This window comes from Selenomonas sp. oral taxon 126 (assembly GCF_001683335.1).
GTDB lineage: Bacteria > Bacillota > Negativicutes > Selenomonadales > Selenomonadaceae > Centipeda.
In genome coordinates, this window is sequence record NZ_CP016201.1 from 1,186,144 (window position 1) to 1,202,936 (window position 16,793).

A 16,793-nucleotide genomic window follows, 5' to 3' on the forward strand; every position below is an offset into this window, starting at 1 on the left:
GATGTGTTCTTTCTGACCGGAGCGGACGAGCACGGGCAGAAGATCCAGCAGGCGGCGGAGAAGGAGGGCGTGACACCCATCCAATACGTCGACCGCATTGTCGCGGGCTTTCAGGAGCTGTGGCGGCTGCTCGGCATCTCCTACGACGACTTCATCCGCACATCGGAGGAGCGGCATCACGAGCTCGTACAGAATATCTTCCAGCAGATCTACGATCAGGGCGACATTTACAAGGGCGCGTACACGGGACTCTACTGCACGCCGTGCGAGAGCTACTGGACGAAGCTGCAGCTCGACGAGAACGGCTGCTGCCCCGACTGCCACCGCCCCGTGCAGGAGGTCTCGGAGGAGGCGTATTTCTTCCGCATGAGCAAATACGCGGATCGTCTGCTCACGTACATCAAGGAGCATCCGGACTTCATTCAGCCAGTCTCGCGCCGCAACGAGATGATTGCGTTCATCGAGCAGGGGCTCGAGGATCTCTGCGTCTCGCGCACGTCGTTCGACTGGGGCATCCCCGTGCCGTTCGACCCGAAACACGTCGTCTACGTCTGGTTTGATGCGCTCACGAACTACCTCACGCCGATTGGCTACATGGACGACAAGGAAAAGTTCAACAAATATTGGCCGGCGGACGTGCATCTCGTCGGCAAGGAAATCGTGCGCTTCCATACAATCATCTGGGGCTGTATGCTGATGGCGCTCGGGCTCGATCTGCCGAAAAAGGTCTACGGGCACGGCTGGCTCGTCGTCGACGGCGCGAAGATGTCGAAATCCGTCGGCAATGTGGTTGACCCGATTGCACTCATCGAGGAATTCAGCGCGGATGCCGTGCGCTACTTCCTACTGCGCGAGATTACACTCGGGCAGGACGGCAATATCTCGCGTGATGCACTCATCGGGCGCATCAACTCCGACCTTGCGAACGACCTCGGCAACCTCCTGCACCGCACGCTCTCGATGGCGAAGAAGTATCGGAAGGGCGTCGTTACAAAGGGCGCAGGGCGCACGGACTTCGATGCTGCTCTCGAGGAGATGGCGGCGGCGACAGCCCGTGACTACACGGAGCAGATGGAGCGCATGGAACTCTCTGCGGCCGTTAAGACGGCATGGGCGCTCATCTCGCGCACGAACAAGTACATCGATGAGACGGCGCCGTGGGCACTTGCAAAGGACGAGGCGAAGGCGGCGGAACTCGACTCCGTGCTCTATCACCTCGTCGAGTCGCTGCGTATCACGAGCATACTCATCTCTCCGTTCCTGCCTGTAACGGCACGCCGCATTCACGAGCAGCTCGGCTTTACGTTGGACTTCGATACGGTACAGCTCACAGATGCCGCATGGGGCGGCACGGAGGACGGGCACACGGTCGGCACGGCGGAGCAGCTCTTCCCGCGCATCGAGATTGCATGATGACGACATTTATTGATACGCACGCCCATCTCTACGACGAGCGCTATGACGAGGATCGCGCAGAGATGATTGCGCGCGCCGAGGCGGCAGGCGTCGTGCAGATCATCAGCATGGGGGACACGATGGCGGCGTCCGCACAGGTGGTCGCGGACGCGGAGCGCTATCCAGCACTCTACGCCGCCGTCGGCATCCATCCCGAGAGCGCCGCGCCGCTCACAGACGAAGACCGCGCACAGCTCCTCGCGTGGGCGCGGCATCCGAAGGTCGTCGCTATCGGCGAGATCGGGCTCGACTACTACTGGGTGAAAGATGCGGCGCAGCGCGCCGTGCAGCGTGAACTCTTTCGTGCGCAGCTCGATGTGGCACGCGAAGCGCATCTGCCTGTCTGCATCCACGACCGCGACGCGCACGGAGACATGCTCTCTATATTGCAGGAGGTGGGGCGCGACCTCACGGGCGTTCTCCACTGTTACTCGGGCAGCATCGAGACGGCGCGCGAGCTCTGGAAGATGGGCTACTATATCGGTATCGACGGGCCGCTCACATTCAAGAACGCGGCAAAGCTGCCCGACATCGTGCGCGAAGCACCGCGTGAGCTGCTGCTCATCGAGACGGACAGCCCCTATCTCGCGCCCGTGCCGAAGCGCGGCAAGCGCAACGAACCCGCCTACGTTGTGCACGTTGCGGCGAAGATCGCGGAGATCCGCGGCGAGAGCGTGGAGGAGGTCGCACGCTATACGACGGAGAATGCGTGGCGGCTGTACCCAAAGTTGGCCGCGGTGTGATGAACGACACAAGTTCGATGTACCTACTTCTTTGAAACAAAATTGAAACAGTTTTATTGTTTTATCACAAATCATCGCCCTGTGTGTAGAGGAAATCTCTGTGTGCAGGGCTTTTATGTGGGACGAATATCCTTCTCAGTGGTGGGCGAAGCGTGAAAACATACGCTGAAATTATTCTGAATCCCATTTTTCATGTAAAATTCAGTGTGAAGTGGGAAAATGCATTCAGCAAAGGGGGAATTCTATGCAGTGGATGAAACTGGTACAGCTGATTCAGACAAAGAAGAACACGGTCTTCTGCGCCACTCTGGCGGGGATGATGCTTCTCTCCAGCGGATTCACGATGAACGGACTGCCGAAGAACATGCAGCGCGTGAGCGTGCACGTCGACGGCGAGACCATCACCGACATGACGGTGCAGACGAGACCCAATGATATTTTTGAGAAACTGGGCGTAAAGCTCGGCGCAAAGGACACCTACGAGGTGTTTCACAACGAGAACGAGCGCCACACGGAGATTTCCGTACGACGCGCCGTTCCCGTGAGCATCTCGTTCTGGGACGACACGCAGCAAGTCTTGACGAGCGGCCGCACGGTCGGCGATGTCCTGGCGGAGTACGGCTATAACCCGCATGAGGTCGATGTCACGCCGTCTGCGGACACGCCAATCACGGCAGACCTTGCGATCACGCTCACGGAGAACGAGCAGGCTGCCGAGCAGCGCCGCGCACGCGAGCGTGAGGCAGACCGCGTCAGCCGCGGCATCCCGCGCTATCGTGCGGCGTATACGATGCACGCATCCGCATATCTCCCGGGCGACGGGGGCGGCAGCGGCGTTACGGCGACCGGTATGGTCGCACGCCACGGTGTCGTTGCAGTCGATCCTGACGTGATCCCGCTCGGCTCGCGCCTCTACATCCCGGGCTACGGCGAGGCAATCGCCGCCGATACGGGTGGTGCAATCGTCGGCAATACGATTGATCTCTGCATGGAGAGCTACGACGAGGCGATTGAGTTTGGTCGCCGCTCCGTCGAGGTCTATGTCATCGATTGATGAAAATTATGCAAATGAGGAATCACTGTGAGATAATTCACGCAGTGATTCTTTTTTTGTTGACAAGAAGCGATTTCGGTGGTACTATTCTATCGTACCATAAAAACTAAATATGTATTGGATCAAGTGCAGAGGTTTTGCCATGCAGAGCCTCAATGCTTCATAGGGAATCCGGTATGGGAATCACAGATTCCATAAGCCGGAGCGGTCACGCCACTGTAACAGGGAGTGATTCCGCGCGCCGACCTCAGGTCGGCAGTCACTGGGGAGAAATCTCTGGGAAGATGCGGAAGAACGATGAACTGAAGCCAGGAGACCTGCTTGATTAACAATCACCGATTGACCTGCGAGTGATGGGGATGGAGATTTTGCGGATTCGTTCGCCTCGAAAGAGTTTGGCGCCTAGATCAAACCATATCGGGAACTGAGTAACGATACCGGAAAAGCCCGTTCTGCACACCGTGTGGAAGGGGCTTTTCCTTTTCCATACACACGGCGTTGCAGAGCGATCCTGAGGAGATCTGTGTGCATGTGAAAAGAATCCCGTGCATAGAGATTTCCCCGGGATGAAGGAGTATGCGCTCCTTGGGGAAACATTGCTCATCTTTTCAGTTCTCGTTTTGCCCTTGTATTAGGGCGCGCTCTGAGGGTGGAAGCTCAGGGCGATTTTTTTTCAAGGAATGCAGTTTTGTGTATGATGTCAAATAGTCATCCGTGCGAACTCCACGCAAACGCTTAGTTACGCAAGCGGTCGGACACTTATCTGCCTAAATACCTGCGGACTTCTTAAACGCGCGCTGCGCGCTTGAACGAAAGAAATCCGCAGGGGGCAGAACGTGTCCTCGCTTCCGCTTGCTCCACTAGGGTTTGCTTTGGAGCATCGCACGGATCGTCCGGAGGACATCTCCTTCCTGCACAGAATTGCTTTACTTAAGGAATCGCTGATAAAATGAAGTCCGTTAGATTAGCGTAGATTTTTTGTCCGAACGAGGTGGAAAACCGGACGCAGAGTGGTACTCTGTGGAGGATTTTCCGCCGAAGTGCGGGCGAAAAAGATGCGCTAAGATGATGGCGCTGAATTTATCAGTGCTTCCTTCACGTCGGTTCATAGAACTGACAGAGCCTTCCCGCAATATATAAAGGAGGACGTACTATGCCGGAAGAAAAAGAAAGGTCGAGCGACGAGGAACTTCAGAAACTTTTGAAGAAATCGGCGGATGTCGAGGACTTCCCCGAAGTCTCTCTCGATGAGTTCACGCCGCCGACGGACGAGGAGTGGAAAGCCGCGTGCGAAGCGCTCCTCAAGGGTGCCCCGTTTGACAAGGTCATGTTCACGAAGACCTACGAGGGCATCACCTTCGACCCCATGTATACGAAGAAGCACACGGAGGAGATCCTGCCGAAGAGCGTCATGCCCGGCATGGGCGACTATCTGCGCGGCGTCGATGCGACGGGCTACATCGGCAAGCCGTGGGGCATTGCGCAGGCGTGCGATGAGACGCTGCCCTCCGAGAACAACGAACTCCTGCGCCACGAGAACGACAAGGGCTCGACAATCTATCATATCGTCCTCGACTCCGCGACACGCGCAGGCGTGGATGCACGGAAGGCGGAGCACGTCGGCGACATCGGCACGAGCGTGACGACGGTCGACGATATGCACACCCTGCTCGAGGGGCTCGATCTCGGCAAGTTCCCGCTCTATGTCTATGCGGGCGCAAATGCGCTGCCGATTCTCTCGCTTGTGGCGGCGGCACGCCGCGCGGCCGGTGAGGATATGACGAAGGTGCGCGGCATCATCGGTGCAGACCCGATTGGTGTGCTCGTAACGGACGGGCAGCTCCCCGCCTCGCTCGACGCCTACTATGACAGCATGGCGGCTGCCGCGCGCTGGGCGCAGACGAACGCGCCGCATCTCCGCACGGTCTTTGTGCGCAGCGATGTCTACAGCAGCGGCGGCGCGAACGATGTGCAGGAGGTCGCGACCTGCCTTGCAACGGCAACGGCGTATATCCGCGCCCTCTGCGAGCGCGGCCTTACGATCGACGAGGCGGCGGGGCAGATCGCGTTCGGCTTCTCAATGGGCGCGAACTTCTTTCTCCAGATTGCAAAGCTGCGCGCCGTGCGTCCCATCTGGGCGCAGATCGTCAAGGCGTTCGGCGGCAATGCCGAGTCGCAGAAGATGCGCATTCACGCACGCCCCGCACTCTTCTTCAAGACCATCTACGATCCCTACGTCAACATGCTCCGCAATACGACGGAGATCTTCTCGGGCGTCGTGGGCGGCATCGACTCGTTCGAGAGCGCGCCGTTCGACGAGCCCATCCGCAAGGGCGACGAGTTCTCGCGCCGCATTGCGCGCAACATCCAGATCATGCTGCAGGAGGAGTTCGGCATGCTTCAGCCGATCGATCCTGCGGGCGGCTCGTGGGCGGTTGAGACGCTGACGCGCCAGATGAAGGAAAAGATCTGGAAGGAGTTCCAGAGCATCGAGGAGCGCGGCGGCGTTATCGATGCACTGCGCTCCGGCTCGATTCAGGACGGCATTGCGGCGATTCTCGCGGAGCGTTTCAAGAAGTCGGAAATCCGCAAGGACCGCATCGTCGGCAACAATATGTATCCGAACATGACGGAGACTCTGCTCGACCGCCGCGAAGAGGATACGGCGGCGCTCAAGGCGCAGCGCGCGGCGGACATCGAGGCATATCTCTCCGACATCGACACGAAACATCGTGACGAGGCACTTGCCGCATTCAAGGCGGAAGGTTCTGTTGCAAACGGCATTGAGGCGGCATTTGTAGGTGCGACCATTGCAGAGCTGATGGCGGCGGTCACGGAGGGCAAGGGCGCAGAGACGCTCACAGCGATTGCACCGCATCGTTGGAGCGAGCGTTTCGAGGCACTCAGGAAGCGCACGGAGGACTACAAGGCGGAGAAGAACGACAACGTCCGTATCTTCCTCGCAAACATGGGCCCCATCCCGCAGCACAAGGCGCGCGCGGACTTCACCACGGGCTTCCTGCAGGTCGGCGCGTTCGAGGTGCTCGGCAACGACGGCTTCAAGACCGTCGAGGAGGCCGCCGAGGCAGCGGGCGCGAGCGGCGCGGATGCGGTCGTCATCTGCTCCACGGATGCGACCTATCCTGAGATCGTGCCTGCCCTTGCGCCGAAGCTCCACGAGGTGCTCCCGAACGCGCGTGTCTTCCTCGCAGGTGCAGCACCGAAGGATCTCCTCGAGACATACAACAATGCGGGCATAGACCAGTACATCTCGGTCAAGGCGAACTGCTATGAGATTCTGGAAAGCCTTCAGAAAAAGAAAGGGATGATTGCGTAATGGCAGGCTTTACAAACCCGGATTTCACCGGGATGAGCCTCGGCGAAAGCCCGTCCGCAGACTCCAAGGAGTGGCGCGCCCTCTTCGAGGGGGCGACGGGGCGGTCGTTTGAGGCGCTCACGCACAAGACCATGGAGCGCGTTCCCGTCAAGCCGTACTACGACATTGACGAATATGCGCACATGAGCCACCTCGATTTTGCGAGCGGCATTCCGCCGTGTCTGCGCGGCCCCTACTCCACGATGTACGTCTTCCGTCCGTGGACGGTGCGCCAGTACGCAGGTTTCTCGACGGCGGAGGAGTCGAACGCATTCTACCGCCGCAACCTCGCCGCAGGTCAGAAGGGTCTCTCGATCGCGTTTGACCTCCCGACCCATCGCGGCTACGATGCGGACAACCCGCGCGTCGTCGGCGACGTGGGCAAGGCGGGCGTTTCCGTCTGCTCCATGCTGGACATGAACATCCTGTTCTCGGGCATCCCGCTCGATCAGATGTCCGTCTCCATGACGATGAACGGCGCCGTTCTCCCCGTTCTCGCGTTCTTCATCGTCTCGGGCGAGGAGCAGGGCGTTGACAAGAAGATCATGGCGGGCACGATTCAGAACGACATTCTGAAGGAGTTCATGGTTCGCAATACCTACATCTATCCGCCTGAGATGTCCATGCGCATCATCGGCGACATCTTCGAGTACACGACGAAGTACATGCCGAAGTTCAACAGCATCTCGATCTCCGGCTACCATATGCAGGAGGCGGGCGCACCTGCGGACATCGAGCTCGGCTACACGCTCGCGGATGGTCTGGAATACATCCGCACGGGCATCAAGGCGGGACTTGCTGTCGACGACTTTGCAAAGCGTCTCTCGTTCTTCTGGGCGATCGGCAAGAACTACTTCATGGAGATTGCAAAGATGCGCGCGGCGCGCGTCCTCTGGGCGAAGATCGTCAAGTCGTTCGACGCCAAGAACAACAAGTCGATGGCGCTGCGCACGCACAGCCAGACGTCGGGCTGGTCGCTGACGGCGCAGGATCCGTTCAACAACATCGCGCGCACGGCGATGGAGGCGATGGGCGCGGCGCTCGGACACACGCAGTCCCTCCACACGAACGCACTGGACGAGGCAATCGCGCTGCCGACGGACTTCTCGGCACGCATTGCGCGCAATACGCAGCTCTACATCCAAGACGAGACGAGTGTCTGCAAGATCATCGATCCGTGGGGCGGCTCCTACTACGTCGAGGCACTCACGAACGAGATCATCCGCCGCGCTTGGGCGCACATCCAGGAGGTCGAGGCGCTCGGCGGCATGGCAAAGGCTATCTCGACGGGGCTCCCGAAGATGCGTATCGAGGAGGCGGCGGCACGCCGTCAGGCGCAGATCGACTCCGGCATCGAGAGCATTGTCGGCGTGAACAAGTATCGTCTGGAAAAGGAGGATCCCCTCCAGATCCTTGCCATCGACAACACGGCTGTGCGTCAGGCACAGGTCGAGCGCCTCGAAAAGCTGCGCGCAGAACGCAATGCGGACGATGTGCGCCGCTGCCTCGAGGGCATCACGAAGGCGGCAGAGAGCCGCGACAACGGCAACCTGCTTGAGGCTGCTGTGGACGCTGCGCGCGTCCGCGCCTCCCTTGGCGAAATCTCCGACGCTGTGGAGAAGGTCTCGGGACGCTTCCAAGCGGTCATTCACACCATTTCCGGTGTCTACTCCTCCGAGTTCACGGACAAGACCGAGCTTGACCGCGCCCGCGAGATGGCGGACGAGTTCGAGGAACTCACGGGTCGCCGTCCGCGTATCTTCGTCGCGAAGATGGGACAGGACGGTCACGACCGCGGACAGAAGGTCATTGCGTCCTCCTTCGCCGACATGGGCTGGGACGTCGACGTGGGACCTCTCTTCCAGACGCCCGCAGAGACGGCGCAGGATGCGGTCGACAACGACGTGCACATGGTCGGATTCAGCTCTCTCGCGGCGGGGCACAACACGCTCCTGCCGCAGCTGGTTGACGAGCTGCGCGCGCTCGGACGCGACGACATCATGGTCTGCATCGGCGGCGTTATCCCCGTGCAGGACTACGACAATCTCTACGAGCACGGCGCGGTCGCGATCTTCGCGCCGGGCACGAACATCCCCGAGGCGGGCATCAAGCTCCTGACTCTGCTTATCGCACGTGCGAAGGAAGAGGCTGCGGGCTAAGGAAATAGTGGCGCCGCTCTCCCTGTGAGGGCGGCGTTTTGCCATATCAAAAAAGGGCTGCTCTCGGAGCGCCCCTACCGGCTCGCTTTGCTCGCCACCTCCCCCGTAGTGACGGGGGAGGCTGATATACCGTAAATCAAAGCCTCCCCCGCCGAAGCGGGGGAGGGGGACCGCGCAAGCGGTGGAAGGGGCGCCTTAAACGTCCTGATAACATTAACAAAAGTATATCAAAGGGCTGTTGCATGAGTCAAAATGACTTCGTGCAGCAGCACCATGCAATATCGATAACCTTAACGCCAACTATTTCCCATGTTGGAAAGGAGGCTTTATGAGCGAAAAATATTCGGTCGAACGGCCGGACTGGGTGCCGGAGGATGCCGACTGCAAATTCACGACAAGTGTGATGGGCGGCATCGAGGGGATCAAGGATCTGACCGTCGGCAATATCAATCCGAAACTCCTCAATGGGCAGGGGATGCCGCGCCGCAAGCTCGTCCTCAATGAGGACGACTATGTGACAGGCGTCGAGCGCGGCGACCGCATGACGCTCTCACGCGCCATTACACTCATCGAGAGCAACAGCAGCCGCCATTTCAAGCTTGCCCAGCGCGTATTGCAGCGGCTTCTGCCGAAGACGGGCAACGCGCTGCGCATCGGCATCACGGGCGTCCCCGGCGCGGGCAAGTCCACGATGATCGAGGCGTTCGGCAATATGCTCTGCGACGCGGGGCATCGTGTCGCCGTCCTCACCGTTGACCCGACCAGCTCCGTGACGAAGGGCTCGATCCTCGGCGACAAGACGCGCATGGGCACGCTCTCGCGCCGACCCGAGGCATTCATCCGCCCCTCGCCTGCGGGCGGGACACTCGGCGGCGTCGCGCGCAAGAGTCGCGAGACGATGCTGCTCTGTGAGGCGGCGGGCTACGATGTCATCATCATCGAGACGGTCGGTGTCGGGCAGTCCGAGACAACGGTGCGCTCGATGGTCGACTTCTTCCTCCTCGTCGTCCTCACGGGTGCGGGCGATGAGCTGCAAGGCATCAAGAAGGGCATCATGGAGCTTGCGGACGCGATCGTCATCAACAAGGCGGACGGGGATAACCTCCTCAAGGCGAAGGTTGCACGCGGGCAGTACGAGCGCATGATCGAGTTCATCCGCCCCGCAACGCCGGGCTGGGAGACGCACGCCTACCTCGCCTCTGCCATCGAGAAGACGGGACTCGCAGAGCTCTGGGAGATCATCCGCATCTTCCGCGACAAGACCTCGGAGAGCGGCATCTGGAAGAAGCGCCGCGACAGTCAGCTCCTCGACTGGATGAACAGCATGATCGACGAGCATCTGCACAACCTCTTCTTCGACGATGCCGTTGTGCGCGGGCGCATGCCCGAGGTGAAGAGCGCCATCCTCTCGGGGGAGATCTCGCCCACACAGGCGGTTGGAGAACTTCTTAGCGTGTTCGATGTGCGCCGCGCGGCGGGGCGGCAGGTCGACCTCTTTACGAACTGAGGAGGTGGCACTGTGCACAAACGAATCTGCCTCTCGGGCGCGGATATACACGAGCTCGAGGAGGTCTATCGCGGGCGGCGCGGCATCCACTCCGTCCGCACGGGATATATCAACGCTGCGCCGAATGCCGCGCATGAGGATGTGGAGACGGGCGCGGCGGGCGGACGCATGGGCATCGAGATCGTCTACGATCCGAAGAAGATCGACATCTCTCAGCTGCTCGACCTGCACTTTGCCGTCGTCACACCCTACAGCATCGACGGACAGGGCTATGTGCGCGGCAGCGCGTACCGTGCAGGCGTCTTCTACGAGAGCGCGGAGGACGAGCCGCAGATTCAGCTCTACCTCACCTTCCTCGCGGGGAAGGGGCGCTGTCCCGCCACGGGCGAGCATCTGACGCTGAACGATCCGAACAGCAGCGCGGCGGCACGCCGCGTCATGCACGCAACGATGGAGCGCCTGAATTCGTTCCAGCCCGCTGCAGACGAGCATCAGGGCTACCTCGTGCGCCATCCCGAGACCGAGACCTACATCGACCTCGCGCGTCTGCGCGAGCTTGTACAGCTTTGATAAGGGAATCGCTGAATTTATCAGTGCTTCCTAAGGAAAAGACCATTGGCTGAGCAGTGCCAATGGTCTTTTTCTGTATCCCTACGTTATTTTTTTCACATTTATATCTTTCGCATTTCATTTTATGTTATAATCAAAAAAACGATGGTAACGTGGGTAGGAGAATAAGATGATCATTCGAAATAGATTGCGTGCCACACTCCTCGTGCTTTTTGCATTCATTGTCGGACTCGTTGCACTGAATTTTTATACATTTGAAAAACTCGAGGGTGACGCACCCGCCATCAATGCCTCCGGCTCTCTGCGCATGCGCGCCTATCAGCTCGCGTGGCTGTCGGCACGCCTCGTGTATGCCGATGGGGAGGAGGCTGCGGATATTCGCAGGTCGATGCGTACGCGGATCGGGGAGTATGATCGACTTCTCGCAGGGCTTGCGGAGGGCAAGTCGGAGATGTGGATTGCACCGTCGTCGAATGAGGAGGTAAAGGCGCAGCTCGCGGTCGTAAATCCCCTGTGGGAGACCTATCGCACCCATGTATTCGATGTCTTGGCTGCGGATACGCCCGAGGGCAAACAGGCGGCAAATGCCATCGTCGCCGCCGAGGTGGTCGGCTATGTGACCGAAGTTGACCGACTCGTCATGGCGTACGATCAGGCGAGTCAGGAAAAGATTGCCGTGTCCCACAAGGTCGGAGCGGTGGCCATCGTCCTCGCCTTCATCATTTTTGTTGTATCCTCCTACTGCATCAGTATAGAAGTGCTGCGCCCGCTCGCCGCACTCACTGCCTCCTTCCGCGAGGTAGCGGGCAAGGAGGGGGATCTCACGCAGCAGCTCCGTGCGGATCGCTACGATGAGATCGGGCGTATCGTGCACTCGTTCAACAGCTTTGTCAGCGATCTTCGGCAGATCATGCAGCGCGCACAGGCCTGCTCCACGGAGGTCTCGGGGCTCTCGGATACGCTCTGGCAGGCGAGCATCGAGAACAGCAAGGCGGTGGAGTACAACGCCGTCGCCATCTCCAATGTTGCCGCGCGTGCGAACGAGCAGAATGAGAATATCAAGACACTCACAGCGAGTGTGAACGGGATTGCCGCGCATATTGCCGAGATGCAGGGGAGCGCACACGATAATCTCGTCAATCTCGCCGCGCTGAATACGGTGGTGGAGATGACGCGTGCCTGTGCACAGGTCGCAGCGGCAGCCGCAGAGGACGTTGCCAAGGCATCCACGGAGATCACGAACCTCACCGAGGACTCCGCAGCCGCCATCGAGCAGGAGACCGCCTCCCTCGAGGCGTTCGCCGCCACCGCCGAGCACCTGAAGGGGCTTGCCACAGAACTCGATGAGCTTGTCGGGAGGTTTAAGGTGTAGCATACCAATGAGGGGGCAGCAATGAACAAGGAAGCGCCGGGGCGGCAGTATCAGGATACGGTTTTCCGCATGTATTTCAATGATGCGGAGCGGCTGCGGGAACTTGCAGGTGCTCTGCATGGACGGGTGTATGCGCCGAGTGAGCCCGTGGAGATTGTGACACTGGAGGGGACGTTTCTCTCGCAGGTAAAGAATGATATCTCGTTTTTACTTGCAGGGCGGCATCTTGTCTTTATCGAACATCAGAGTACGCCAAACGAGAATATGCCCCTGCGCTGCCTCTACTATATCTGTGAGCAGCTGCGCAGGGAGATTGATGGCAAGCGACTCTATCGCAATCGGCGGATACCTCTGCCCCTGCCCGAGTTTCATGTGTTCTACACGGGGACAAAGAATCTGCCGGAGGAGTCCGTCATGCGTCTTTCGGACGCATATCGAATGGCGGGAGACGAGAAGATCCATTTGGAGCTCGTGGTGACGGTACATAACGTCGTCTATCGTGAGCAAAAGAAGCTTCTCATGCAGAGCACGGCTCTGCATGACTATACATTCTTTATCGCGTGCATCAAGGCGAATATTGCGGCGGGGATGGGGCGCGTAGACGCGATTCGTGCGGCAATCCGCCAATGTATTGAGCGTGGGATCATGAGAGACTTTCTGGAAGAGCATGAGAGGGAGGTTGTTGACATGGTTGACTTTGAGTGGAATCAGGAGATGTTCGAGGCGGCGAAGTTCGAGGAAGGTCTTGAGCAGGGGCGCAATGAAGGAAAAGTTGAGATGATCCTCAGCATGCTGCGCGAAAAGATGCCGCTCGAGATGATTGCCAAGGTGTCCAATCTTTCTCTTGAGAAGGTACGGGAGCTTGGCACAGCACACAGCCTCCTCTGAGATTTATTCCAAACATACGAAAAATCCCGCCGTACCACGTTCGGTACAGCGGGATTTCTTTAGGAAGCACTGATAAATTCAGCACCGCCATCTTAGCGTATCTTTTTTGCCCGCACTTCGTCGGCAAATCCTCCACATAGCCTTTGCTATGCGTCCGGTTTGCCTCCTGGTTCGGACGAAAAATCTGCGCCAATCTGAGGGTCTATTTTATCAGCGATTCCTTATGCCGAAACAGCTTACTCCTTGATCGGTTTCTTGAGCAGGGAGAGGATGATGGCGCCGACGATGGCCCCAATGAGGATGCTCACGAGGTACATGAGCGGGTTGCCGATGGTCGGGACGACGAAGATGCCGCCGTGCGGTGCGCGCAGGGTGCAGTCAAAGAACATGGTGAGTGCGCCCGCGAGTGCAGAGCCGACGACCATCGAGGGGATGACGCGCACGGGATCGGCCGCAGCGAACGGGATCGCGCCCTCGGTGATGAAGGAGAGCCCCATGACGTAGTTCGTGATGCCTGCCTTTCGCTGGCTCTCGGTGAAGCGGTTCTTAAAGAGTGTGGTCGCAAGGGCAATCGCCAGCGGGGGCACCATGCCGCCCGCCATGACCGCCGCCATGACGTGATACTCGCCCGAGGCGAGGAGACCTGTGCCCGTGACGTATGCCGCCTTGTTGATCGGGCCGCCCATGTCGACCGCCATCATGCCGCCGACGATGAGTCCCATGAGGATGCGCGCCGAGGGATCCATGCCGCCAAGGGTCGAGACCATCCAGTTGTTGATCGCGGAGACGGGCGGGGCGATGATGTAGAGCGAGATGAGCCCCATGATGAGGATGCCGAAGAACGGGTAGAGCAGGATGGGCTTGATGCCATCGAGAGAGGCGGGCAGTCCCGCGAATACTTTCTTGAGGAAGTTGACGGCGTAGCCGCCGACGAAGCCCGCCAGCAGTGCGCCAAGGAAGCCCGTACCCGTTGCGCCCGCGAGTGAGCCGCCGACGAAACCGACGGCAAGTCCCGGGCGGTCGGCGATCGACATACCGATGAAGCCCGCGAGGACGGGGAGCATGAAGCCGAAGGATGCCCCGCCGACCTGCATGAAGAACTTGGCAAGCGGAGTGTTCGAGCCGAATTTGGACGGGTCGATGCTGTAGTCGTCAAAGAGGAAGGCGAGGGCGATGAGGATACCGCCGCCCACAACGAACGGGAGCATGTGCGAGACACCGTTCATGAGGTGTTTGTAGATCTGGCGGGCAAGGCTCTCGTCCGTGCCGCCGTCTGCGCTTTCCGCTTCGTCCGCGCCGCTCGCACGGTAGACGGGGGCACTGCCCGAGAGGGCGCGGTCGATGAGCTCGTCCGCCTTGTTGATGCCGTCCGCGACCTTTGTGATGACGACACGGTGACCGTCAAAGCGGGACATGGCGACGTTCTTGTCCGCTGCGACGATGATGCCGTCGGCGGTGGCGATCTCCTCGGGGGTGAGTGCGTTCTTGATGCCCGCCGAGCCGTTCGTCTCGACCTTGACCGTGAGACCGCGCTTCTTTGCGTGCTGCTCGATGCTCTCCGCCGCCATGAAGGTATGTGCAATGCCCGTGGGGCAGGCAGTGACGGCGAGGATCTGGATATGGTCGGCGGAGGGCTTTGCTTCTTCTTCAGACGTGTCTGTGCTCGGTGCGACGAAGCGGTCGTTCTCCTTATCGTCGACAAGCTGACGGAACTCCTCAACGCTTTTGGCGGCAATGAGCGCCTCCTTGAAGTCGGGATCCATAATCATGGTGGCGAGCTTGGAGAGGATGGCGAGATGTTCGTCGTTCGCTCCGTTCGGTGCGGCGATCATGAAGAAGAGGCGGCTCGGGTTGCCGTCCATCGCGGCAAAGTCCATGCCAGCGGGCACGGTCATCGCGGCGAGGCCTGCCGCCTTCACGCCGTCGCTCTTGGCGTGCGGCGTTGCGATGCCGTCGCCGAGCCCCGTTGTGCCGCTCTCCTCGCGGGCGAGTACGTCCTTGACGTACTGCTCTTTATCGCTGAGGTTGCCGCCCTTCTCCATGTAGTCGGCGAGGAGACGGATGGCAGCCTCCTTCGAGGCGGGGGCGGAAACGCCGAGGGCGATGCTCTCAGGTTTCAGAAGATCGTTGATATGCAAGGGAAAGTCCCTCCTTTTTGTGTTGTCTTATCGTGATGCGTGTCCCACGCGAACGCTTAGTTACGCAAGTGATCGCTTAGGGGCACTGCATCACGTCTGATTCGGCATCTAAACGATAGTTTTCAGCAGCGCAAGTGCCTCCTCCCGCGTCGCGAGGTTCGGCGAGAATGCGGAGGCGGAGCCGGTCGCGACGCCCATGTAGAACGCGCGCTCATAGCTGCCGTCCGACTCCATGAAGCCCGCGAGGAAGCCTGCAACCATCGAGTCGCCCGCGCCCACGGAGTTGACGAGGGTGCCCTTCGGTGCGGCGGAGCGGTAGAATACACCCTCTGCCGTGAGGAGGATTGCGCCGTCGCCCGCCATCGAGATGAGCACGTTCGTCGCGCCCTCCTCCTGCAGCTTCTTTGCGTGGAAGATGATGTCGTCGTCCGTTTTGAGTTCGACACCAAACATTTCACCGAGTTCGTGATTGTTCGGCTTGATGAGGAACGGACGGTACTTCAGCACGCGCCGCAGGAGATTCTTCGTCGCGTCCACGACGATGCGGATGCCGCGCCCCTCCAGATGTTCCATGATCCGCTCATAGATGTCGTCGGGCAGCGTGTTCGGAATCGACCCTGCGAGGACGAGCGTGTCCCCGCTCGTCAGACGGTCGAGCTTTGCAAACAGCGCACGCTGCGCTTCCTCGGTGATGACGGGACCCTGCCCGTTGATCTCGGTCTCGTTCTCCGCCTTGATTTTGACGTTGATGCGCGAGAAGCCGTCGTCCAGACGCACGAAGTCATCCGTAACCCCGAACGAATGCAGCATCTGCTGCATCGCAACACCCGTGAATCCCGCGAGGAAGCCGAGTGCCGTCGAGTCGTGCCCGAGATTTTTCAGCACAATGGAGACGTTGATGCCCTTGCCCCCCGGCAGGATCTGCTCATAGTTCACGCGGTTGATTTCGCCCGCAGTGAAGTTCTCCAACCGCACGATGTAGTCGATCGACGGATTGAAGGTGACGGTGTAGATCATGCATATCCCTCCCTTAAAGTATCCTACAATGTAACCCCTTAAAAACATCATAAACGGCACAGCAGGGAAAGTCAAGAAAACCACTCTCATATCAGAAGTCTTGTCAGCGCATTTTCTTTCCTCTATAATAGGAGCAGACATTACATTGGAACAGGGGAGTATTATGACTGCAGAAATGGATATGATGAAAACGGATGGTCAGACAGGAGGCGTGCCGCCCACAGTGACGGCAAAGCCGAAGAAGTCAGCCCCCAAGGGCGCAGCTTTTTATATCAAAAAAGGGCTGTGGCTGATTCTCGGTGCACTCATCACCGCCGCAGGACTCGAACTCTTTCTGATTCCGAACAACGTCATCGACGGCGGCGTGGTCGGTCTCTCGATCATGGCGCAGACGATTACGGGCATGGGGCTCGGTGTGTTCCTTGTCCTCTTTAATATTCCGTTTGTCTACATGGGCTACAAGCAGATCGGCAAGAGCTTTGCACTCTCGACCGTTTTTGCCATCATCCTGCTC

The 16,793-nt window shown here is 59.3% G+C and carries 12 protein-coding genes, 1 pseudogene and 1 riboswitch; of the genes and pseudogenes, 10 read left to right on the forward strand and 3 right to left on the reverse strand.

Going from position 1 to position 16,793, the window contains the following annotated elements:
• The 9 genes from metG to AXF19_RS05315 all read left to right on the forward strand — a co-directional run.
• The coding region (gene metG, locus AXF19_RS05275; RefSeq protein ID WP_237141706.1) for a methionine--tRNA ligase at window positions 1-1,413 on the forward strand (1,413 nt) is incomplete at its 5' end.
• Entirely contained in the window at window positions 1,410-2,198 is a 789-nt protein-coding gene (locus AXF19_RS05280) for a TatD family hydrolase (protein ID WP_066846023.1), read from the forward strand. The genes metG and AXF19_RS05280, both read left to right, overlap by 4 nt.
• A 244-nt stretch (window positions 2,199-2,442) precedes the next feature.
• Window positions 2,443-3,252 (forward strand): G5 and 3D domain-containing protein, encoded by an 810-nt coding sequence (locus AXF19_RS05285; RefSeq protein ID WP_066846026.1) that lies wholly within the window; start codon window positions 2,443-2,445, stop codon window positions 3,250-3,252.
• Between the two features lie 107 nt (window positions 3,253-3,359).
• Window positions 3,360-3,591: riboswitch (cobalamin riboswitch) on the forward strand.
• An 814-nt stretch (window positions 3,592-4,405) separates the two neighbouring features.
• Complete coding sequence (locus AXF19_RS05290) at window positions 4,406-6,589, forward strand: methylmalonyl-CoA mutase family protein (RefSeq protein ID WP_066846029.1); 2,184 nt, start codon at window positions 4,406-4,408, stop codon at window positions 6,587-6,589.
• The gene (scpA, locus tag AXF19_RS05295; protein WP_066846032.1) at window positions 6,589-8,787 is read left to right on the forward strand and encodes a methylmalonyl-CoA mutase; all 2,199 of its coding nucleotides are present in this window, start codon (window positions 6,589-6,591) and stop codon (window positions 8,785-8,787) included. Before AXF19_RS05290 ends, scpA begins: the two co-directional genes overlap by 1 nt.
• Before the next feature lie 328 nt (window positions 8,788-9,115).
• Window positions 9,116-10,294 carry a methylmalonyl Co-A mutase-associated GTPase MeaB gene (gene meaB, locus AXF19_RS05300; RefSeq protein WP_066846034.1) on the forward strand — a complete coding sequence of 393 codons (1,179 nt, stop codon included), beginning with the start codon at window positions 9,116-9,118 and terminating at the stop codon, window positions 10,292-10,294.
• A gap of 12 nt (window positions 10,295-10,306) precedes the next feature.
• Window positions 10,307-10,864, forward strand: coding sequence for a peptide-methionine (S)-S-oxide reductase (locus AXF19_RS05305; protein ID WP_066846037.1), 558 nt, complete (start codon window positions 10,307-10,309; stop codon window positions 10,862-10,864).
• 169 nt (window positions 10,865-11,033) lie between these two features.
• Complete coding sequence (locus tag AXF19_RS05310; RefSeq protein WP_066846039.1) at window positions 11,034-12,236, forward strand: methyl-accepting chemotaxis protein; 1,203 nt, start codon at window positions 11,034-11,036, stop codon at window positions 12,234-12,236.
• A 21-nt stretch (window positions 12,237-12,257) separates the two neighbouring features.
• Entirely contained in the window at window positions 12,258-13,124 is an 867-nt protein-coding gene (locus AXF19_RS05315) for a transposase (RefSeq protein ID WP_066846041.1), read from the forward strand.
• Between the two features lie 61 nt (window positions 13,125-13,185).
• On the opposite strand, the pseudogene AXF19_RS15195 reads toward AXF19_RS05315, so the two are convergent.
• The 3 genes and pseudogenes from AXF19_RS15195 to pfkB all read right to left on the reverse strand — a co-directional run.
• A pseudogene (locus tag AXF19_RS15195) lies at window positions 13,186-13,317 on the reverse strand (secretion protein HlyD); the annotation flags it as partial.
• 43 nt (window positions 13,318-13,360) lie between these two features.
• Window positions 13,361-15,262, reverse strand: coding sequence for a PTS fructose transporter subunit IIABC (locus AXF19_RS05320; protein ID WP_066846044.1), 1,902 nt, complete (start codon window positions 15,260-15,262; stop codon window positions 13,361-13,363).
• A gap of 108 nt (window positions 15,263-15,370) precedes the next feature.
• Window positions 15,371-16,279, reverse strand: coding sequence for a 1-phosphofructokinase (gene pfkB, locus AXF19_RS05325; RefSeq protein WP_066846045.1), 909 nt, complete (start codon window positions 16,277-16,279; stop codon window positions 15,371-15,373).
• 163 nt (window positions 16,280-16,442) lie between these two features.
• On the opposite strand from pfkB, the gene AXF19_RS15200 reads away from it, so the two are divergent.
• Window positions 16,443-16,793, forward strand: a 351-nt coding sequence (locus AXF19_RS15200) for a YitT family protein (RefSeq protein ID WP_442983841.1), incomplete at its 3' end; no start/stop codon positions are given.

Coding starts and splice junctions, on each gene's coding strand:
- AXF19_RS05280 (WP_066846023.1), top strand. CDS start 1,410: ATGATGACGACATTTATTGATACGCACGCCCATCTCTACGACGAGCGC.
- AXF19_RS05285 (WP_066846026.1), top strand. CDS start 2,443: ATGCAGTGGATGAAACTGGTACAGCTGATTCAGACAAAGAAGAACACG.
- AXF19_RS05290 (WP_066846029.1), top strand. CDS start 4,406: ATGCCGGAAGAAAAAGAAAGGTCGAGCGACGAGGAACTTCAGAAACTT.
- scpA (WP_066846032.1), top strand. CDS start 6,589: ATGGCAGGCTTTACAAACCCGGATTTCACCGGGATGAGCCTCGGCGAA.
- meaB (WP_066846034.1), top strand. CDS start 9,116: ATGAGCGAAAAATATTCGGTCGAACGGCCGGACTGGGTGCCGGAGGAT.
- AXF19_RS05310 (WP_066846039.1), top strand. CDS start 11,034: ATGATCATTCGAAATAGATTGCGTGCCACACTCCTCGTGCTTTTTGCA.
- AXF19_RS05315 (WP_066846041.1), top strand. CDS start 12,258: ATGAACAAGGAAGCGCCGGGGCGGCAGTATCAGGATACGGTTTTCCGC.
- pfkB (WP_066846045.1), bottom strand. CDS start 16,279: ATGATCTACACCGTCACCTTCAATCCGTCGATCGACTACATCGTGCGG.